The sequence below is a fragment of the Spirillospora sp. CA-128828 genome (assembly GCF_050945415.1).
In the GTDB taxonomy this organism is placed as follows: Bacteria; Actinomycetota; Actinomycetes; order Streptosporangiales; family Streptosporangiaceae; genus Spirillospora.
In genome coordinates this window covers 7,027,756-7,047,618 of sequence record NZ_CP191986.1, presented here as the reverse complement: position 1 = coordinate 7,047,618, position 19,863 = coordinate 7,027,756, and the positions used below count along the sequence as shown (strand labels likewise).

The window sequence follows — 19,863 nt, the reverse complement described above, 5'->3', positions numbered from 1 at the left end:
ATAACGGCCGCCCGGCATGTGACGAGACTTCATTCCGCCCCTCAAGGGCGGTGGGACACAGTCGTCGGCATGCGTTTCCGTGCCCTGTTCACCACCGCGGCGTTAGGCGCGGCCCTGGCCGTTCCCGCAGGCACCGCGTCGGCCGCGCCCGCGGGCTGCGGCGCCACCAACGCCGAGATCTACGCGGCGCCGCCGGCGACGGTGACGGGGGACCCCGGCGACCTGCTCGCCTGCCGCCCGGCGAAGCTGACGAACATCCCCGGCGACGTCCCGATGAAGGCGTGGAAGGTCCGGTACGTCTCGACGGACGCCGAGGGCGCCCGGAACGTGGTGACCGGGACGGTCGCCGTCCCGGACGCGGCCTGGACGAAGGGCGGCGCCCGCCCGACGGTCGCGTTCAACCCCGGCACGCTCGGCTCGGCCCCGCAGTGCGCGTTCTCCAAGCAGCTCGCCGGCGAATACGTCGACATGCACGAGGGCGCCAACCTGACGCTGTTCCTCAAGGCCGGGTTCGCGGTCGCCGCCACCGACGGCGCCGGGTACCTGAACGGGCAGGTCCACACGTACATGGTCGGCGCGAACGCCGGGCACGCGCTGCTCGACATCGTCCGGACGTCGCGCCGCATTCCCGGTGGCACGCTCACACCGGGCGGCAAGGTCGGCATTTCCGGCTACTCCGAGGGCGGCGCCGCGGCGCTGTGGGGCGCGCAGCTCGCCGCGTCCTATGCGCCGGAGCTGGACGTGGCCGGAGCGGCGGCGGGCGGCGTCCCAGGTGACCTGAAGCTGACGGCCGAGCAGCTCAACGGCGGATTCTTCGCGGGCTTCCTCGCCGACGCGCTCGTCGGCCTGCACGCAGCCCACCCCGAGATGCCGTTCGACGACCTGATGAACGACAGGGGCGAGCAGGCGATCAAGGACGTGCGGTCCAACTGCCTGTACGGGACGCTCGCCGTCTTCCTAGGCGCGAGGGTCGAGGACTTCTCCAAGGACGGCCTGTCCCTGGAGCGGATCTACGCGCTGAAGGGCCCCGGCGGCGTCACGTGGGGCGACATCGTCGACCGGCAAAGGCTCGGCGTCGACATCGGCCCCCCGTCCTCCACCGCCACGTACAAGATCGGCTTCCCGGTGTTCCAGTACCGCGGGTGGCTCGAAGAGATCATCCCGCACGAGACCGAGGACGCCACGCGCCAGGCCTACTGCAAGGCCGGCATCAACACGACGTGGAAGAACACCTACCCGACCGAGCACCTGTCCACGGACTGGGGCGCCGCCGGCGACGTGACGAACTTCCTCGCCGACCGCTTCGAGGGCAAGCCCGTCCAGGGCGACTGCTGATCCGCGACCTGAGACACCGGCAACTCGAAAACCCCCGAACCTCGAAACAAGGAGTCCTGAACATGACAGCGGGCGTCGCCGACGTCGGCAGCCGAACCCCGCAGCCGGACATCTCCGGCACCGTCCCGTTCCCCGAGCGCGTCGCGGTCGTGGTGTTCGTGGTCGGGCCGATCATCGGGCTGCTGGGCGCCGTCCCCTTCCTGTGGGGCTGGGGGATCGGCTGGACGGACGTCGCCATCTTCGCGTTCCTGTATCCGCTGAACGCGATCGGGATAACCGTCGGCTACCACCGGCACTTCACGCACGGCGGCTTCAAGGCCAAGCGGTGGCTGCGCATCGTCCTCGCCGTTCTCGGCGGGCAGGCGATGCACGGCTCGGTCGTCCGCTGGGTCGCCGACCACCGCCGCCACCACAAGTACGCCGACCAGGAAGGCGATCCGCACTCGCCGTGGGCGTACGGCCCCGGCGTCTGGGGCCTCACCAAGGGCCTCTACCACGCGCACATGGGCTGGCTTTTCAGCAAGGACCGCACATCCCGCAGCAAGTACGCGCCCGACCTGCTCAAGGACAGGGACATCCGGTTCCTGTCGCTCGACCCCGTCTACGCCGTGATCGTCCTGTCGACCTTCCTCATCCCGATGGGGCTGGGCGCGCTGCTCACGTTCTCCTGGCACGGGGCCGTCACGGCGATGTTCTGGGCCGGGGTGATGCGGGTCTTCATCGGCGACCACGTCACGTTCTCCATCAACTCGATCTGCCACGTGTTCGGCAAGGAGGACTTCCAGACCCGCGACAAGGCCCGCAACGTGTGGTGGCTGGCGATCCCGTCGTTCGGCGAGTCCTGGCACAACCTGCACCACGCCGACCCGACCTGCGCGCGGCACGGCGTCCTCAAGGGCCAGATCGACATCAGCGCCCGGGTCATCTGGATCTTCGAAAGGCTCGGCTGGGTCTGGGACGTCCGCTGGCCCGACCACGACCGCCTCGCCGCCCGCCGTGTCTCCCGCGACGGCGTCGTCCGCGACGGAGAAGCGTCATGACCGGCCTCCCCGCGCTCGACCGGACACCCCTCATCGAGCGTCTCTCGCGATTCGCCGAGGACTTCCCGGACGACCGCGCGTACACGTTCATGGGATTACGTCGCGGCCCGCCACTTCAGGCGGGGTACGAAACGGACTCCTGTCGAAGCGGGGAGCAGCCGAGCCGCCGCCAGGGCGATTCGACGCGGGCTGCCCGGAACCTGCTGCTGGCCACACACTGATGCGCTAGTTTGTGAGCCGTGGCCACCCATGTGAAGCGGGCGTTCAAGTACCGCTTCTACCCGACGGATGCGCAGGCGGCGGAGCTGTCGCGCACGTTCGGGTGCGTGCGCAAGGTCTACAACATGGCGCTGGCCGCCCGTACCGAGGCGTGGACGCTGCGGCGGGAGCGAGTGAACTACAACGACACCTCGGCGATGTTGACGGTGTGGAAGAAGACCGACGAACTCGCCTACCTCAACGAGGTGTCCTCGGTGCCGCTGCAGCAGGCGCTGCGCCATCTTCAGGCGGCGTTCACCGGCTTCTTCGCCAAACGGGCCAGATATCCGCGGTTCAAGAGTCGCAAGAAGTCCCGCAGGTCCGCCGAGTACACCACGAGCGCATTCCGTTTTCAGGACGGCAGGCTGACACTGGCCAAGATGGCCGAGTCGCTGGACATCGTGTGGTCCCGGCCCTTGCCCGAGGGGGCGCAGCCGTCCACGGTGACCGTGTCCCAGGACAGTGCGGGCCGCTGGTTCGTATCCATCCTGGTGGAGGACCCGGCGGTCGGGCCGCTGCCGGTCAACGGCGACGCGGTCGGTGTGGACGCAGGCCTGGATCATCTGCTGACCCTGTCCACCGGGGAGAAGATCACCAATCCCCGGCACGAACGCCGTGAGCGGGAGCGTCTGGCCAGGGCCCAGCGTGAACTGGCGCGCAAGGCTCCCGGGGGCGGCGCCAACCGCAGGAAGGCGCGCCGGAAGGTCGCCCGCATTCATGCCCGGATCGCCGACCGTAGGCGCGACGCCCTTCACAAGATCAGTACTCGTCTCGTCCGCGAAAACCAAGTGGTCGTGATCGAGGACCTGACCGTTCGCAACCTGCTGAAGAACGGCAGGATGGCCCGCGCCATCTCCGATGCCGCGTGGTCGCAGTTTCGCAGCATGCTGGAGTACAAGGCCCGCTGGTACGGCCGTGAAGTGATCGCGGTCGACTGTTGGTTCCCCTCATCCAAGCTGTGCTCGGTCTGCGGCGCTCTCGCTGAGAAGATGCCGTTGCATGTCCGTGCCTGGACGTGCGGCTGCGGCACGACCCATGACCGGGACGTGAACGCAGCCTGCAACATTTTGGCCGCCGGGCTGGCGGTGTCGGCCTGTGGAGCCGGTGTAAGACCTCAACGGAGAACTCCGGGCGGGCAGTCGGCGACGAAGCAGGAAACCCTGCGACGTGAGCCGTAGGGATCCCACTCCGCAAGGAGGGGAGGAAGTCAAGGACTACATGACGGACCAGTCTTTGCTCGACCTGGACGAGGTGGCGGGGGCGGTGCGGACGGCCGTGAACCAGCAGCACGACCTGCGCGTTCACGACTTCGTGCTGATCGAGCCCGGCGGCCTGCCGCGCACCAGCAGCGGAAAGATCGCCCGGTCCGCGTGCCGCCTGGCCTACCTCGACGGAAGGCTGCCGGTCACGGAGGTGGCGGCACGACCGGGATGAGCACCGCTGGGCGATCTATGTGTGCTCCCCGTCGGCGTTGTCCCGCAGCCAGACGGGGAGCAGCAGCATCAGCTCCAGCCGGATCGCCGGATCCTCGATGTCGTAGTCGAAGATCTCGTGCAGTTGCGCGAGCCGGTACCGGACGGTCTGCGGGTGCACGCACAGCGTCTCCGCCGCGTCCGTGGCGTTGAAGCCGTGCTTGAGGCACTCCAGCATCGTCGCCGCGAGCCGGGCGCCGCGGTGCGGGCCGAGCGCGCCGAGCGGAGCCAGCCGGCGCCGCGCCGCGGCCTCGGCGAGCGTCCGGCCCTCCTGAAGCAGCAGGTCCGGCACGTACCGGTCGGCGTGGACGAGCGTGCCGGGCCCGTCCCGGGTGAGCCGTCCGGCCGCCACCAGGTCGAGCGTCCGGTGCGCCCAGCGCAGGGAGATCCCGGCCTGCTCGGCCGGCACCGACGGGCCGACCGCGCCCTCCCACCCGCCGAGGGTGGCGGTGAGCCGGTCGGGCCCTCCGGGCCGGTCCGGGTCGGGCATCACCAGGCACGGCCGCCCCCGGTCGACCCCGCTCAGCAGGAACGGCGGCAGGCCGGCCGGCCCCTCCCCGCCGCCGCCCGGACGCGGGCTGAGCACGATCACCGCCAGCCGCCCGGGCAGCGCCCAGCCGGCGAGGTTCGCCTGCTCGGCGACGACGTCCCGCGGCGCGGGCGGATCCGACAACAGGAGGCTCAGCAGCCGGCCGCGGCGCTGCTCCCGATCGCCCGCCGTCCTCTCCCGCGCCCGCGCGTAGCCCTGCGCGGCGGCGGACGCCAGCAGGTCCAGGTAGGCGAAGTTCACCTCGGTCAGCACGATCGCCAGCCTGCGGGGCTTCGTCAGCCGCTCGGCCTCCCGGGACAGGTACCGCCAGGCGGTCCGGGACGCGACCCGCAGCGCGTTCTGCAGATGCTCCAGCGAGCGCCCTTCCATCGCCTCGCCGTACCCGATGTCGAAGAAGACCTGGTGCACCTCCTGCCAGGACGCGTCCGGGTCGGCGATCATCTGCACGAAATGTCCCATGCCCTGCGCCACCGCGACCCGCATCACCTCGGTGTAGACGGGGTCGTCCGGCCGGGCGTACTCGGGGACGTGCCGCAGCACGCCCTCCACCATGGAGTCCACCAGTGCCGGGAGGTGCGGGCGAATCCACTGCGCCTCCTCCCGGGGGACGTCGCGCCACGGTTCACCCGAAAGATCGTCGGTTATGCCATCGGCTTCCCCGGACCTCTCGTGCAGTTCCGTCAAAAGTGTCACCTCCATGAGCGGACACCTCGGCCGTCAGGCTAAGGAGCGGACGTCACACAAGACACTCACATCGATGACAAGACCGCCTGATTCCTTGTCACGCCCTGCGAATGCGACACGCGAATTCGCACAAAACCTGGTTTCCGTTATTGCGACGCGAGGGTCAGCAGCACGACGGCCACACCGGCGCCGCCCAGGCCGGCGGCCTGCGGCCACGACAGCCGCTCGCGCAGCGCCGTGACGCCGAGCAGCACCGGCACCACCGGGTACAGCGACGACAGCACGACCGCGATGACGACCAGTTGCTCGCGGGTGGCCAGGAGGTAGCAGACGAGCGCCGCGGCCGCGAACCCTCCGTTCACCGCCGACCAGAACCACATCCGCCCGGACGGGAAACGGCGCTCAGGCGACCACATCATCGGCGCGACCGTCACGACGGCCGCCACCCGTCCCGCCGCGACCGGCCAGATGCCCGAATCGTCGCCGGCCTGTGCGAGGGCCAGGTACTGAACCCCGATCCCGACGCTGGCGGCGAGCCCGTTGAAGAGTGCCGCGCGCACCGTGCCCCGCTCCTCCGACCGCGACCGGGACACGAGCCACAGCGCGGGCAGCACGATGGCGATCCCGATCCATGCCGCCGGAGCGGGGCGGTCGCCGAGGAACGCGACGCCGACGACGACCGGCAGCGCGACCCCGCCGACCGCGCTGACGGGGACGACCACGCTCAGATCGCCCCTGCTGATGCCCCGGTAGAGGAAGACCATCGCCAGGCCCGTTCCGATGCCCGACACCGCGCCCCAACCCAGGTCCGTGGCGGCGATCTCGGTCGCGGGCATGAACAGCGCGGCGACGACCGCGAACACGAGCCCGCCGGCCTGGCCCAGGAGCGCCACGGCGGCGAAGTCGGCGCGGCGGGACAGCAGCCCTCCCCAGACGTCGGCGATGCCGTAGAGCAGCGCCGAAGTCAGTGCGAGCAGGACGCCGGTCACACGCCTCCCGCGTCGCGCTCAGCCTGGCCGACCGGGCACACCGCGCCGGCGGTGCAGCACCGCCGGTCGCAGAGGCGGCAGATCACGTCCGAGTCGCCGATCTCCTCGTACAGGCGGGTGAGCAGCTTGGCGAGGAGGCCGGTGAGCGTCTCGCGCTCGTCGTCGTCCAGGACGGTCAGCACTTCGGCCAGCGGTGCGCCCCGCGCGGCCAGCATCCCGCGCACCGCCTCCTCGCCCTTCGGCGTCAGCCGCACGTGGACCACCCGGCCTCCGCCGGAACGGCGCCGGACCAGGCCGGCGGCCTGCAGCCCGTCCACCATCCGCGCGGCGGCGGACTGGGTGAGGCCGACGCGCCGCCCCAGTTCGGTGACGCCCAGATCGGGCGCCGCGGACAGGACGATCAGCGCCGCCGCGCCGCTCGTGCTGACCCGTCCCGCGTCCGTGGCCCCGGCCACGACGAGGTCGGTCACCGCCAGCGAGGCGGCGCCCAGCAGGTTCCCCAATCGTTCATGCATGACTCATGCATTATAGCGCGGAACCCGGGTGTGTCCCACCCCGGCGCGGCGTCGTTTGCGTGCGATGCTGGCGGGTAACGCTGGTGTTCGGAGGTCGCCTGATGGATCGCGGAGCCGCACCTGACGCGGGGGAGGACGGGCGGCGGCGGATCGCCCGCACGGACGCGCTGCTCGCCGATCCGCGGCTCGCCCAGGCGTCGGAACGGCTCGGGCGCGGCGTGGTCAAGGCGGCGATAGTCGCGGCTCAGCAGCGGGCACGGAACGGTGAGATCCCACCGGACGCGGTGGCGGACGCCGCCCTCGCGTCGCTGCCGGCGACCGCCTCCGGGCTCCGTCCGGTGATCAACGCCACCGGCGTCCTCCTGCACACCAACCTCGGGCGGGCCTCGCTGTCGGACGCCGCGCGCGACGCGGTCGCGGTCGCCGCCGGCGCGACGGACGTCGAACTCGACCTGGAGACCGGGCGGCGCGCCAAGCGGGGACGGTCCGTGCTGGCGGCGCTGCGGGAGCGGGTGCCGCAGGCGGAGGCCGCGCATGTCGTCAACAACGGCGCGGCGGCGCTCGTGCTGGCGGCCACGGCGCTCGCGTCCGGCAAGGAGATCATCATCAGCCGCGGCGAGATGGTGGAGATCGGGGACGGGTTCCGGATTCCGGAGCTGCTCGCCGCCACCGGCGCCCGGCTGCGCGAGGTCGGCACGACCAACCGGACCACGCCGGACGACTACGCGGCGGCCGTCGGCGACGAGACCGGCTTCGTGCTCAAGGTGCATCCCTCGAACTTCCGCATGACCGGGTTCACGCGAGGGGCCGACGTCGCCGAGCTGACCGGGCTCGGGGTCCCGGTCGTCGCCGACATCGGCTCTGGGCTCCTCGCCCCGGAGCCCCTTCTTCCGGACGAGCCCGACGCCGCGTCCATGCTCAAGGCGGGTGCCCATCTGGTCACCGCGAGCGGCGACAAGCTGCTCGGCGGTCCGCAGTGCGGGCTCGTCCTCGGACGGGACGACCTGGTGCGGCGGCTGGCCCGCCATCCGCTCGCCCGGGCGCTGCGCGTCGGCAAGATGACGCTCGCCGCGCTGGAGGCGACCGTCCGCGGGCCCCGGACACCCACCGACGCGGCCTTGCACGCCGACGAGGCGACGTTGCGGGAGCGGGCCGGGCGGCTCGCCGCCCGCCTGCGCGACGAGGGGGTGGACGCGCTGGCCGTCGAGAGTGAGGCGGCGGTGGGCGGCGGCGGCGCACCCGGGGTCGTCCTGCCGAGCGCGGCCGTGGCGGTGCCCGAGCAGTACGCGGCCCGGCTGCGGCAGGGCGTCCCGGCCGTGATGGGACGCGTCGAGGACGGCCGGTGCCTGCTCGACCTGCGCTCCGTACCCTCCGATCAGGACGATGACCTCGCCGAGGCCGTCCGGGCGGCGGCGCGATGATGCACGTCGTGGCGACCGCCGGCCATGTGGACCACGGCAAGTCGACGCTCGTCCGCGCCCTCACCGGCATGGAACCCGACCGGCTGGAGGAGGAGCGGCGTCGCGGCCTGACCATCGAGCTCGGCTTCGCCTGGACGGCCCTGCCCGGCGGCGGCGACCTCGCGTTCGTGGACGTCCCCGGGCACGAGCGGCTCGTCACCACGATGCTGGCCGGTGTCGGCCCCGTCCCGGCCGTGATGTTCGTGGTCGCCGCCGACCAGGGATGGCAGCGGCAGTCCGAGGAGCACCTGGCCGTCCTGGACGCGCTCGGCGTGCGGCACGGCCTCCTCGCCGTGACGCGCCGCGACCTCACCGACGAGGCGACCGCAGACCGGGTGCGGGACGAGGCGCTCGCCCGCATCGCCGCCACCTCGCTCGGCGAGGTCGAATCGGTCATGGTCAGTGGCGCCACCGGCGACGGCCTGGACGAGCTGCGCGCGGCCTTGGAACGGCTCCCCGGATCGCTGCCCGATCCTCACGAGGACGCCGACGTGAGGTTCTGGATCGACCGCGTCTTCACCATCAAGGGCAGAGGCACGGTCGTGACCGGCACTCTCGGCGCCGGGACGATCGCCGTCGGCGACCGCCTCGCCGTCGGCGGCGAGACCCTCCGCGTGCGCGGCCTGCAGAGCCTCAAGGAAGACCACCAGAAGGTCGGGCCGGTCGCCCGCGTCGCCATCAACCTGCACGGGAACGCGGGCGAGCTGAGCCGCGGCGACGCCCTGCTCACTCCTGGGCGCTGGCTCGCCACCGAGGTCGTCGACGTGCGCCTTCGAGGCGACCCCGCACACGACCTCCCTCGCGAACTGACCCTCCATGTGGGTTCGGCGGCGGTGCCGGTGCATGTCCGTCCGCTGGGCGAGGACACGGCCCGCCTGTCGCTGCGCCGCGCACTGCCGCTGCGGATCGGCGACGTCGCCTTGCTCCGCGACCCCGGACGGCATCGGGTCCCGGCCGGGGTGACCGTGCTGGACGTCCGCCCGGAGCCGTTCACGCGCCGCGGCGCCGCGGCGTCCCGCGCTCACGTACTGGCCTCGGCGACCGGGCGCCCGGACGGCGCCGCCGAACTGCGCCGTCGCGGCCTGATCACGCGCTCGGACCTGGTCGCGATGGGCGTCCCCGTGCCGTCCGAGCCGGTGGCGGGGGACTGGCTCGCCGACCCCGGCCACTGGGACGACCTGCGCCGGCGCCTCGAATCGGCCGTCGAGGAGCATGCCGCCGCGAACCCGGCCGACCCCGGGCTTCCCGCCGACGCCGCCCGGCGCGCCCTCGGCCTCCCCGACCGCGCGCTCGTGGACGCTCTCGCCCGCGGCCTGCACCAGCGTGACGGGAGGATCTACGGCCGCACGACCGCCCCGGAACTTCCCCCGGCCGTCCGGAAGGCGATCGACGCCGTCCGCCGCGACCTCGCCGAGCACCCGTTCCAGGCCCCGGACGCGAACCGGCTCGCCGACCTCGGGCTCACGCCGAAGATGCTGGCGGTCGCCGCCGCGACCGGCGCGCTCCTCAAGGTCGCCGACGGCATCGTCCTGCTGCCCGGCGACGACGCGCGCGCCGCCGCGCTGCTGGCGAAGCTCGACGGCCCGTTCACGCTGAGCGAGGCGCGCCGCGCGCTCGGCACGACCCGCCGCGTCGCCGTCCCGCTCCTGGAACTCCTGGACGACGAGGGCTACACGGCCAGGGTGGACGACCTCCGCCGCCGCTGTATCGAAGGGACGTCATGAAGAGGCTGACCCAGTACGCGCACGGCGGCGGCTGCGCCTGCAAGATCCCTCCCGGCGAGCTCGAAGACGTCGTCGCCGGCCTGACCACCGCTCCTGCCGAGCCCAACGCCGAACTGATCATCGGGCTGGACACCGGTGACGACGCGGCCGTGGTCCGGCTCCAGGACGACCTCGCCACGGTCGCCACCGCCGACTTCTTCACCCCCGTCGTCGACGACCCGTACGACTGGGGGCGCATCGCCGCCGCGAACGCGCTGTCGGACGTCTACGCGGTCGGCGGCCGTCCCCTGGTCGCGGTGAACCTGCTCGCGTGGCCCCGCGAGGTCCTGCCGTTCGACCTGGCGCGCGAGGTCCTGCGCGGCGGCCTGGACGTCGCGTCCGAGGCGGGCTGCCACGTCGGCGGCGGCCACAGCGTGGACGACCCCGAACCCAAGTACGGCATGGCCGTCACCGGCATCGCCGACCCCTCCCGCCTGCTCCGCAACGACACCGGCAAGCCGGGCACGCCGCTCAGCCTCACCAAGCCCCTCGGCCTCGGAATCCTGAACAACCGCCACAAGGCGACCGGCGAGGTCTTCCCGCACGCGGTCGCGACCATGGTCGAGCTGAACCGCGACGCCTCGGCCGCCGCCCTCGACGCGGGGGCCGTCTGCGCCACCGACGTGACCGGCTTCGGGCTGCTCGGGCACCTCTACAAGATGGCCCGCGCGTCCGGTGTCACCGCCGTGGTCGACGCCGCCGCCGTCCCGTACCTGGACGGCGCCCGCGAGTCCCTGCGCGACGGATACGTCAGCGGCGGCACCCGCCGCAACCTCGACTGGGTCGCCCCGCACACCGACTTCGGCCGGGCGGGGGAGGAGGACCGCCTCCTCCTCGCCGACGCGCAGACGTCCGGCGGCCTCCTCGTCGCCGGCGAGGTCCCCGGCGCGCCCGTCATCGGCGAGCTGATCCCCGCCGCCGGGCATCCGCTGGTCGTCCGTTAGACCTCGGTGCCGGTCCGGTCGGTGATGCCGGCCCGCTCCCGGTACTCGCGGACCAGCGTGACGGCCGCCGCGCCGCGCGGGCGGCGGCCCGGGCGGATGTCGACCGACAGCGCCTTCGCCTCCTGGATGTGCGTGTTCGGGTCCAAGGAGAGATGCAGCAGCTCGTTCGCCGCGTCACCGACGCTGTAGCCGTTCGGGCCCCAGTGGTAGGGAAGGCCGACCTGGTGCAGCGTCCGGCCGTCCACGACGAGGGGCTGCATCCGCCGCGTGACGAGAACCCGCGCCTCGACGACGGCGCGCGGGCTGACGATCGTCGCCCAGCCGCCGTTCTCCAGGTGCCGCTTGGCCGCGAGCTCCGGCGAGACCTCGCAGAAGAACTCCGGCTGCAGCTCCGCCAGGTACGGCTGCCAGCGCGACATGCCGCCCGCCGTGTGGTGCTCGGTGAGCCGGTAGGTCGTCGCGACGAAGGGGTACACGCCGGCCCCCGCCTCCTCGCCGCTCGGCGCGTACAGGTTGTCGGGATGCGGCGGCAGCAGATGCCGGACCGGGTTGCGCTGCTGCCTGTACAGCGGGTTCGTGAGCGGCGACTCCTGCGGCTCGTAGTGCGTCGGCAGCGGGCCGTCCATCAGCCCGGCCGGGACGTAGAGCCACGCCTTGCCGTCCGCCTGCATGATGAACGGGTCGTCGCCGGCGATCGCGTCCGGGCCCGTCGCGTCCTGTGGCGGCTTGTAGTCAGGGGGACGGTCGGCGATGAAGTCCGGCACGTCGTGGCCCGTCCACGTGCCCGCCTCGGCGTCCCACCAGACGAGCGCCTTGCGGTCGCTCCACGGGTTGCCGTCGGGGTCGGCGGACGCCCGGTTGTACAGGATGCGGCGGTTCGCCGGCCACGCCCACCCCCACTCGGGCGCCACCCAGTGCTGGTCCTTGCCGGGCTTGCGGCGCGCGGGCTGGTTGACGCCGTCGGCGTAGCAGCCGCAGTAGATCCAGCAACCGCACGAGGTGGATCCGTCGTCCTTGAGCTGCGTGTACGACGACAGCGGGTTCCCCTCGCCGTCGTGGCCGTTGATCTCGGCCAGCACCGCCTCGGCGTCGGGCTCGTCCAGGGCGCCCTTCGTCGGGTAGTCCCACGTCAGGTCGAGGATCGGCCGGTTCATCTCGTCGGTCGAACCGGCGAGCTTCCGCCGGATGATGCGGCCCAGGTGGTACATGAACCACAGGTCGCTGCGCGCGTCCCCGGCCGGCTCCACGGCTTGATGGTGCCACTGCAGCATCCGCTGCGTGTTGGTGAAGCTGCCGTCCTTCTCGGTGTGCGCGGCGGCGGGCAGGAAGAACACCTCGGTGCCGATGTCCTCGGTGCGCATCTCGCCCGACTCGATCTCCGGGCCGTCCTTCCACCACGTCGCCGACTCGATCAGCGAGAAGTCGCGGACGACGAGCCAGTCGAGGTTCGCCATCCCGAGCCGCTGGATCTTGGCGTTGGCGGACCCGACGGCCGGGTTCTCGCCCATCAGGAAGTAGCCCTTGCAGAGCCCGTCGATCTGCGCCATCGCCGTCTCGTACGTGCTGTGCGAGCCGGTCAGCCGCGGCAGGTAGTCGAAGCAGTAGTCGTTGTCCTCCGTCGCGGCGTCGCCCCAGTACGCCTTCAGCAGGCTGACGAAGTAGGAGCGCATGTTGCCCCAGAAGCCCTTTTGTGCCGCCTCCGCCACGAGGAACGCGTCCAGGTCTTCGTTGGTGTGCGCGTGCGGCATCGGGATGTAGCCGGGCAGCAGGTTGAACAGCGTCGGGATGTCCGTGGAGCCCTGGATGGACGCGTGGCCTCGCAGCGCCATGATGCCGCCGCCCGGACGCCCGATGTTGCCGAGCAGCCCCTGTAGCACCGCCGCCGCCCGGATGTACTGGACGCCGACCGTGTGCTGCGTCCAGCCCACCGCGTACACGAACGCCGACGTCCGGTCCCGGCCGGAGTTCTCGGTGAGCATCTCGCACACCTGGAGGAACTGATCCTGCGGGACGCCGCAGATCCGCTCGACCATCTCCGGCGTGTACCGGGCGTAGTGCCGCTTCAGCACCTGGAACACGCATCGCGGATGCTCCAGGGTCGGGTCCCGCTCCGGCTCGCCCTCGCCGATCGCGGCGCCGCCGGATCCGTGCGCCTCGCCGCGTCCCGACTCCGAGACCGCCTCGATGCGCTCCCCGTACTCCATGTCCCGCTCGCCGGCGGCCGACTGGACCTCCAGGCCCGCGTACTGCCACGTCCTGTGGTCGTAGCTGCGGTTCTCCGGGTTCAGACCGGAGAACACGCCCTCCAGGTCCTCGGTGTCGCGGAAGTCCTCCGTGAGGATCACCGGCGCGTTGGTGTAGGAGACGACGTAGTCGCGGAAGTACTTCTCGTTCCGCAGGACGTGGTTGATGATCCCGCCGAGGAACGCGATGTCACTGCCCGCGCGCAGCGGGACGTGGGCGTCCGCCAGGGCGCTCGTCCGCGTGAACCGCGGGTCCACGTGGATCAGCTTCGCCCCGCGCGCCTTCGCCTCCATCACCCACTGGAACCCGACCGGATGGCACTCGGCCATGTTCGAGCCCTGGATGACGATGCAGTCCGCGTTCTGCAAGTCCTGCTGGAAGGTGGTCGCGCCGCCGCGTCCGAACGAGGTTCCCAGACCGGGAACGGTGGAGGAGTGTCAAACGCGGGCCTGATTCTCGATCTGCACCGCGCCGAGCGCGGTGAACAGCTTCTTGATCAGGTAGTTCTCCTCGTTGTCGAGCGTGGCCCCGCCGAGGCTCGCGATGCCCAGCGTCCGCCGCACCCGCAGGCCGTCCTCGTCCCACTGCCAGCCGTGCCGGCGCGCCTCGACCACCCGGTCGGCGATCATGTCCATCGCGGTGCCGAGGTCGAGCCGCTCCCATTCGGTGCAGTGGGGGCGCCGGTAGAGCACGTGGTGCTCGCGGGCCGACCCGGTGGTCAGCTGGAGGCTGGCCGAGCCCTTCGGGCACAGCCGCCCCCGGCTGACCGGTGAGTCCGGGTCGCCCTCGATCTGGGTGACCTTGCCGTCCTTGACGTACACGTCCTGCCCGCAGCCGACCGCGCAGTACGGGCAGACCGACTTGACGACCTGGTCGGCGGTGCTCACCCTCGCCGTGATCCGCTCGGTGCCCGCGCTCTTGGCCGCGGCTCCCCGGCCCAGCGGATCATCGCCGGTGAGCTGGCGGTAGACGGGCCATGATCCGATCCATGTACGAACGCCCACGTCACACCGCCCCTCTCACCTCGGCGCGCGGTCCACCTACCCCTCGGCGGATCCGTGAAACACGCCCGCCGCGGTACCGGCGCCGATCACCGTGTCGAGCATCGACCGGGACTGCTCCAGCCCGTCGATCGCGTCGCTGATCCGGTCCCGTTCGCGGCGCAGCTCCGCGAGCGTGTCGGGGCAGGTGGGGACGAGCCGTTCGTCCTCGTCGCGCAGGCACGGCAGGAGGGTCCCGATCGTCGTGGTGTTCAGCCCGGCGGCGAGGAGGCACCGGATACGGCCGACGAGCCGCACATCGTCCTCGCGGTACTCGCGGTACCCGCTCGCGAGGCGGACGGGCCGCAGCAGTCCCTGCTCCTCGTAGTAGCGCAGCAGGCGCTGGCTCACGCCCGTCCTGCCCGACAGTTCCCCGATGCGCATACCGGCGGGACCTCCGTCACAACGACTTGACTCTCACATCCATGTGAGACTTTAACGTCGCGGCCATGGGAAGAGGAATCGCGGTGCTCGCGGCGCTGACCGTGAGCGTCTTCGTCGTCGGGACGTCGGAGTACCTGATCTCCGGCCTGCTGCCCCGCGTCGCGGCCGATCTGGACGTCACGGTCGCGACCGCCGGGCAGGCCGTCACCGGCTACGCGCTGGGCGTGGTGATCGGCGGGCCGCTGGTCACCGTGCTGACCGTCCGACTGCCGCGCAAGGGCCTCGCGATCGGGCTGCTGCTCCTGTTCGCCGCCGGCAACGCGATCTGCGCGGTAGCCGGATCGTACGAACTGCTCCTCGCCGGACGCGTCGTCGCATCGCTCAGCCACGCCGCGTTCCTCACCCTCGTCGTGCTGCTGGCCACCCGGACCGTCCCGGCCGAGCGCACCGGCACCGCCATCGCGGCCGTCGCCTCGGGATTCGCGGTCGCGACGCTGCTCGGTGTTCCGGCCGGGATGCTGCTCGGCGAACGGGCCGGCTGGCGGACCCCGTTCGCGGTACTGGCGGTGCTCGCGCTGGCCGCCGCCCTGCTGCTGGCCGCCGCGCTGCCGCGGTCCGGCGCCCCCGGCGGCCGGGTCCGGGACGAGCTGCGCACGCTGAGGCGGCCACCCGTCCTGCTGGTCATCCTGCTGACCGGGCTCGGCCTGGCCGCCGTCTCCACCGTGTTCACCTACCTCGCCACCGCGCTGGGCGAGATCACCGGGTTCACCGCCACGGCCGTCTCGGTGCTGCTGCTCGTCTACGGCGCGGGGAGCCTCGCCGGCGGACTCGTCGCGGGCCGTCTCGCCGACCGCTCGGCGGGTGCGACCGTCCGCGGGACGTTCGCCGGGCTCGCGGTCGTGTTCGCGCTCCTCCCGATGGCCCTCCCGTGGCGGGTGCCGGCGGTGGCCGCCGTCCTGGCCTTCGGGCTGCTGGCCGCGGCGACCACCCCGGTTCTGCAGAGCGTCATGCTCCAGCGGGCCGGGGACGCGCCCACGCTCGCCGTCTCGGTGAACGTGTGCGCGTTCAACATCGGGATCGCGGCCGGGTCGGCGCTCGGCGGCGGGCTCGTCGCGGCGGGCGGGCTGCGGTGGCTGGGATTCGCCGCCGCCGGGCTCTCCCTCGCCGCGCTGGCCGTGACCTCCGCCGCCGTCCCGCGCCGGAGGCCCGTCCCCGTCCCCGAAGCGGGCGCTGTGCGCGCGCTCCGGTCGTGAAGCGCGCGCACGAGCGTCATCTGGCGGCGAAGGCGGCCAGGTTCGTGGAGATCGGCTCCGGCTTCCCGTCGTTCTGGACGGCAGACGCCGTCAGCACGTCCAGGTGCTGGTACCCGGCCGCGACGATGTCGCCGGGGTGCGGGTCGCTGAACCCGAGACCGTCGCCCGCCTCCAGGTTGAGCGTCGGGTTCGCGGTGATGCCGTTCTCGTGGACGGCGTCGTCCGCGATACCCGGGGACTCGGCCAGCGCGATGTCGGTGACCATCTTCGTGGGGAAGTAGTGCTCAGTGAAGTCGAGCGGGTGCTCCGACAGGCTGCGGGCCAGCTCGCCGATGTCGGTGACCTCCTTGCCCGCGGACGTGAACGGCGTGCCGTCCTTGGACTTGTGGACGGGGTCGTCGGGCGCGCCGACGCGGTCGAAGTTCCGCCAGGTGTAGAGCGGGCCGTCCGGCTCGTCGGGTATCGCCTTCTTCTCCTTGCCGAGCAGCCTGGCCAGGCCGCCGAGCCCGATCTCCTCCAGGTCGTTCGGCGCCGGGAACTCCTTGTCGACGATCTTCCCGCCGTCCCAGAACCCGACGCTGGACTGCATGAACGCGAGCGGTTCGGAGTTGTCGTCCAGCAGCCCGCCGAGCGCGGCGGCGTTGGTGATCCGGAAGTCCCGCACCGTGGGGGAGCCCTTGAGGAAGGTCGGGTAGTCCTTGGAGAACAGCACCCGGTACGTCGAGTCGGTGTTGAACGACGACGGCACATAGGTCGCGAGGTCCGAGACGCCGCCCGGGGCGAGGTTCGCGGCCAGCCCGGCGATGCCGAGCAGGTTCATCGTCTCGGTGTTGATCACCGCCGGAGCCGACAGCGCCCGCGGGACGACCCCGCTCTCCAACCCGGCCTGGACCGCGCCCGCGCCGAACTGAACCAGGGGGACCCAGTCCTCGGGGACCTCCCCGCCGAGTCCGGGCAGCCCGGTCGCGATCCGGGTGTCCAGCGCGAAATAGCCGGAGCACTGGTTGTACCCGGCGTCGTCCGTGGTGGAGTGGTCGCCGTCGAAGTCCCATTCGGCGAAGTACGCCGTCAGGACGCCGCCGAGCGAATGGCCTCCGCACAGCATCTTCCGCTTGCGCGCGGCCCGGTCCGGAAGCTCCTTGACCATCAGGTCGTACTGGTCGCGGACGGTCTGCTCCAGCCCGACGTTCTGCAGCCACTTCACCTGGTCGTTGGTCTGGTATCCGGCGAACGTCCGGCCGTCCACCGGTTTCTGCCGGTAGTAGTAGTCCACCGCGAGATGGGCGTCCTTCGCCTTCAGGCCCGCCTGGAGGCCGGTGGCGTCCTCAAGGCAGTTGGAACGACGGTCGAGCGCCCAGAACTCGATGTGCCCACCGCTCTTCGCCGCCGCCGAGACCGTGTTGCGGGCGACGCTGTCGAACGCGCCCGCGCCCTCCAGGATGCCGGGCTGTGCGACGAGGATCCTGTCCGCCCGGGCCGCGTCGGCAGGTCCGTCCTTGTGCCGGAACCGCAGGTAGGACAGCCAGTCGCAGGCCTCCGGGTGCGGGCCGGCCGATGCCGGCAGCGGCACCCTGACCCGCACCACCGACTCGCTGACGTCGGTGACCGGCGAGCCGGACGCGACGGGCGTCTCGGTCCGGTCGGCCTCACGCGCGCTCACCGGCACCGCCGCCGCCCCGACGACCAGGGTCGACGCCGCGATGACCGCAAGGGGGAGTATCCGTCGCCCCATCACGCTCTCCCTCCGGACGTGATCGGTTACGGGGCAACAATGAACCTGTCGTTCTGCTTACGACAGTTGTTCATTTGCATAATCTCCGGCCCGCTCTTGTGCCCGGCCGACAATCCGGTGCCTGCGGCCTGGGAGGACGGCTCAGCCGAGGACGGACGACCCCATCGCGCCGACCCGCTCGGCGAACTCGGCGCGCTCGGACGGCGAGAGCGCCCGCTCGTACACGGCGGCGGAGAGCCGGTCGGTGATCTCCTCGGCCTCGACGCGACGCGGCTTGAGCGCGTCGCACTCGGGCAAGTCGCCCTGCCACCCGAAGAACCGGGCGGTGTCCGGCCCGTCCTGCGTCAGGATCGCCTCCAGAGGGGACAGGCCGACCGCGGTCGTCGCGACGAGATGCAGGCCGCCGCGCAGTTCCCGCAGCACCTGCACCAGCTGCATCAGCCGGGCGGGCCCGGCCTCCGGGAGCGCCTCCGCGCGCCAGCCGCAGAACAGCGGCAGCCCCGACCCCTCCGCCGCCTTGGCGACGCGCCCGGCGAGCTCGGACAGGCGCGGGTCGTCCGGCAGCCGGGCCTCACCCCAGGCCGCGCACCCCAGCGCATACCGCCGGGTCGCCTCGCGCGCCCCGGCGACCGCGACCCCCTCGTCCCACTGGGCCCGGACGAACCCGGGCTCGAACCAGCCCAGCGCCGCCGCGACCACATCGGCGTCGGCGTCCCCCAGCACCCCGCCGCGCCCGGCGAAGTAGTACGCGAACGGGTTCTCGAACCCGTGCTCCTGACCGTGCCTCGCCGTCGCCCCGGACAGCATCCACCTCGACCCGACATCGTGAATGATCTTGTCGGCCGCGCGGACGGTCTCCGCTGCGCTCAGCTCGCCCATCGGTGCTCTCCCGGTTCGTCGGCGCACAAGTAACCGGGAGGTTACTGCCCGGGCGCCGCCAGCACGAGGGCGCCTCCCCGCCCCGCACCACGTAGCTCCAGGGCACACGGCACGGGCGCCACGGCGCGACGGACCCAGTGGGGCCCGTGACCACCTGTTGACATTTGCGGGAGTTAGCGCAAACATTCGGGGCGTAAACGATGGTGAGACATGCTCGGGGAGGCGATGTGGCCGCCGATTCACCGGAGGCGCCCGACGGCCGGCGGCTGGCGGTGATGGAGGACGTGGCCGCGATGGCCGGCGTCTCGGCGATGACCGTGTCGCGCGTCCTCAACACGCCGGAGAAGGTGCGGCCGCAGACGCGCGCCCGGGTGATGGCGGCGGTGCAGGCGCTCGACTACCGGCCGAACTCGGCGGCGCGGGTGCTGGCCACCGGGCGGTCGGGGGTGCTCGGCGTGGTCAGTTTCGACACCACGCTGTACGGGCCGGCGTCCACGCTGTTCAGCATCGAGCAGGCCGCCCGCGAGCACGGCTACACCGTCAGCATCGTCAGCCTGAGCTCGCTGAACCGGCGGTCGATCGGGGAGGGCGTCGAGCGGCTGCGCGCCCAGTCCGCGGACGGGATCATGGTCGTCGCGCCGCACGAGTCGGCGGCCGACGGGCTGAAGGAACTGCCCTCCGACACCCCGCTCGTCGCGGTCGGCGCGGGCGCCGACGTGCCGTTCCCGGCCGTGGCGGTCGACCACCGGGCGGGCGCGGAGCGCGCCGTCCGGCACCTGCTCAGCCTCGGTCACGAGACCGTCCTGCATCTCGCCGGCCCGTCCGACTGGGTGGACGCGCGCGGCCGGCTGGACGGCTGGCGGGCCGCGCTGGAGGCCGCGGGGCACGAGCTCCCGGAACCGGCGGCGGGCGACTGGAGTGCCCGGTCCGGGTACGAGCTCGGCCGGCAGATCGCCGCGGACCCCGAGGTCACCGCGGTGTTCGCGGCCAACGACGCGATGGCGCTCGGCCTGCTGCGCGCGCTGCGCGAGGCCGGCCGGGACGTGCCCGGCGACGTCAGCGTAGTCGGCTTCGACGACGTCCCGGAGGCCGCCTACTTCCCGCCGCCGCTGACCACCGTCCGGCAGAACTTCGCGGAGGTGGGGCGGCGCGCTTTCGACCTGCTGCTCGACCGGATCGGAGGAGGCGCGGCGGCCCGGACGCGCCGTGTCGTCGAACCGGAGCTCGTCGTCCGGGAGAGCACCGGAGTCCGCCGCCGGTCCTGACCCCCTGACCGGTCCAGAGAGTCCATCGTCGTCACGTCGGTGATGTTAGCGCTAAC

At 72.2% G+C, this 19,863-nt stretch carries 17 protein-coding genes; 10 read left to right on the top strand and 7 right to left on the bottom strand.

Going from position 1 to position 19,863, the window contains the following annotated elements; translation table 11 throughout:
* Positions 1 to 69 precede the first annotated feature (69 nt).
* From ACQPXG_RS33900 to ACQPXG_RS33880, 5 genes are all read left to right on the top strand, one after another.
* On the top strand, positions 70 to 1,335 hold the full coding sequence (locus ACQPXG_RS33900; RefSeq protein ID WP_433463207.1) for a lipase family protein: 1,266 nt from the start codon (positions 70 to 72) through the stop codon (positions 1,333 to 1,335).
* 62 nt (positions 1,336 to 1,397) lie between these two features.
* Positions 1,398 to 2,375, top strand: coding sequence for an acyl-CoA desaturase (locus tag ACQPXG_RS33895; protein ID WP_433463206.1), 978 nt, complete (start codon positions 1,398 to 1,400; stop codon positions 2,373 to 2,375).
* On the top strand, positions 2,372 to 2,596 hold the full coding sequence (locus ACQPXG_RS33890) for a hypothetical protein (protein WP_433463205.1): 225 nt from the start codon (positions 2,372 to 2,374) through the stop codon (positions 2,594 to 2,596). Before ACQPXG_RS33895 ends, ACQPXG_RS33890 begins: the two co-directional genes overlap by 4 nt.
* Before the next feature lie 18 nt (positions 2,597 to 2,614).
* A complete protein-coding gene (locus ACQPXG_RS33885; protein ID WP_433463204.1) occupies positions 2,615 to 3,811 on the top strand; it encodes an RNA-guided endonuclease InsQ/TnpB family protein in 1,197 nt (398 codons plus the stop codon).
* Positions 3,812 to 3,851: 40 nt separating this feature from the next.
* Positions 3,852 to 4,067, top strand: a complete 216-nt coding sequence (locus ACQPXG_RS33880; RefSeq protein WP_433463203.1) for a hypothetical protein — start codon at positions 3,852 to 3,854, stop codon at positions 4,065 to 4,067.
* Positions 4,068 to 4,082: 15 nt separating this feature from the next.
* Here ACQPXG_RS33880 and ACQPXG_RS33875 read toward each other — a convergent pair whose 3' ends face one another.
* From ACQPXG_RS33875 to ACQPXG_RS33865, 3 genes are all read right to left on the bottom strand, one after another.
* Complete coding sequence (locus ACQPXG_RS33875; RefSeq protein WP_433463202.1) at positions 4,083 to 5,354, bottom strand: helix-turn-helix domain-containing protein; 1,272 nt, start codon at positions 5,352 to 5,354, stop codon at positions 4,083 to 4,085.
* Between the two features lie 131 nt (positions 5,355 to 5,485).
* Positions 5,486 to 6,328, bottom strand: a complete 843-nt coding sequence (locus ACQPXG_RS33870) for an EamA family transporter (RefSeq protein ID WP_433463201.1) — start codon at positions 6,326 to 6,328, stop codon at positions 5,486 to 5,488.
* Positions 6,325 to 6,843: a MarR family winged helix-turn-helix transcriptional regulator gene (locus ACQPXG_RS33865; protein ID WP_433463200.1), complete on the bottom strand. Its 519-nt coding sequence runs from the start codon at positions 6,841 to 6,843 to the stop codon at positions 6,325 to 6,327. The genes ACQPXG_RS33870 and ACQPXG_RS33865 overlap by 4 nt, the downstream gene beginning before the upstream one ends.
* Positions 6,844 to 6,944: 101 nt before the next feature.
* Between ACQPXG_RS33865 and selA the strand changes: the two genes are divergently transcribed.
* The 3 genes from selA to selD are packed head-to-tail and all read left to right on the top strand — an operon-like array spanning position 6,945 to position 11,010.
* Positions 6,945 to 8,264 carry an L-seryl-tRNA(Sec) selenium transferase gene (gene selA / locus ACQPXG_RS33860; RefSeq protein ID WP_433463199.1) on the top strand — a complete coding sequence of 440 codons (1,320 nt, stop codon included), beginning with the start codon at positions 6,945 to 6,947 and terminating at the stop codon, positions 8,262 to 8,264.
* Positions 8,264 to 10,027, top strand: coding sequence for a selenocysteine-specific translation elongation factor (selB, locus tag ACQPXG_RS33855; protein WP_433470099.1), 1,764 nt, complete (start codon positions 8,264 to 8,266; stop codon positions 10,025 to 10,027). Before selA ends, selB begins: the two co-directional genes overlap by 1 nt.
* Positions 10,024 to 11,010 (top strand): selenide, water dikinase SelD, encoded by a 987-nt coding sequence (gene selD / locus ACQPXG_RS33850; protein ID WP_433463198.1) that lies wholly within the window; start codon positions 10,024 to 10,026, stop codon positions 11,008 to 11,010. Before selB ends, selD begins: the two co-directional genes overlap by 4 nt.
* Here selD and fdh read toward each other — a convergent pair.
* Together fdh and ACQPXG_RS33840 are read right to left on the bottom strand one after the other, a co-directional pair.
* A complete protein-coding gene (fdh, locus tag ACQPXG_RS33845) occupies positions 11,007 to 14,258 on the bottom strand; it encodes a formate dehydrogenase (RefSeq protein ID WP_433463197.1) in 3,252 nt (1,083 codons plus the stop codon). The two genes, selD and fdh, sit on opposite strands and share 4 nt — an antisense overlap.
* A gap of 36 nt (positions 14,259 to 14,294) precedes the next feature.
* Complete coding sequence (locus ACQPXG_RS33840; protein WP_433463196.1) at positions 14,295 to 14,678, bottom strand: MerR family transcriptional regulator; 384 nt, start codon at positions 14,676 to 14,678, stop codon at positions 14,295 to 14,297.
* Between the two features lie 65 nt (positions 14,679 to 14,743).
* Between ACQPXG_RS33840 and ACQPXG_RS33835 the strand changes: the two genes are divergently transcribed.
* On the top strand, positions 14,744 to 15,931 hold the full coding sequence (locus ACQPXG_RS33835; protein ID WP_433463195.1) for an MFS transporter: 1,188 nt from the start codon (positions 14,744 to 14,746) through the stop codon (positions 15,929 to 15,931).
* A gap of 16 nt (positions 15,932 to 15,947) precedes the next feature.
* Here ACQPXG_RS33835 and ACQPXG_RS33830 read toward each other — a convergent pair whose 3' ends face one another.
* Positions 15,948 to 17,663 carry a hypothetical protein gene (locus ACQPXG_RS33830; RefSeq protein WP_433463194.1) on the bottom strand — a complete coding sequence of 572 codons (1,716 nt, stop codon included), beginning with the start codon at positions 17,661 to 17,663 and terminating at the stop codon, positions 15,948 to 15,950.
* A gap of 141 nt (positions 17,664 to 17,804) precedes the next feature.
* Complete coding sequence (locus ACQPXG_RS33825) at positions 17,805 to 18,542, bottom strand: SCO6745 family protein (RefSeq protein ID WP_433463193.1); 738 nt, start codon at positions 18,540 to 18,542, stop codon at positions 17,805 to 17,807.
* Positions 18,543 to 18,817: 275 nt separating this feature from the next.
* Here ACQPXG_RS33825 and ACQPXG_RS33820 point away from each other — a divergent pair, with 275 nt between their 5' ends.
* Positions 18,818 to 19,807, top strand: coding sequence for a LacI family DNA-binding transcriptional regulator (locus ACQPXG_RS33820; protein WP_433470098.1), 990 nt, complete (start codon positions 18,818 to 18,820; stop codon positions 19,805 to 19,807).
* Positions 19,808 to 19,863 lie beyond the last annotated feature (56 nt).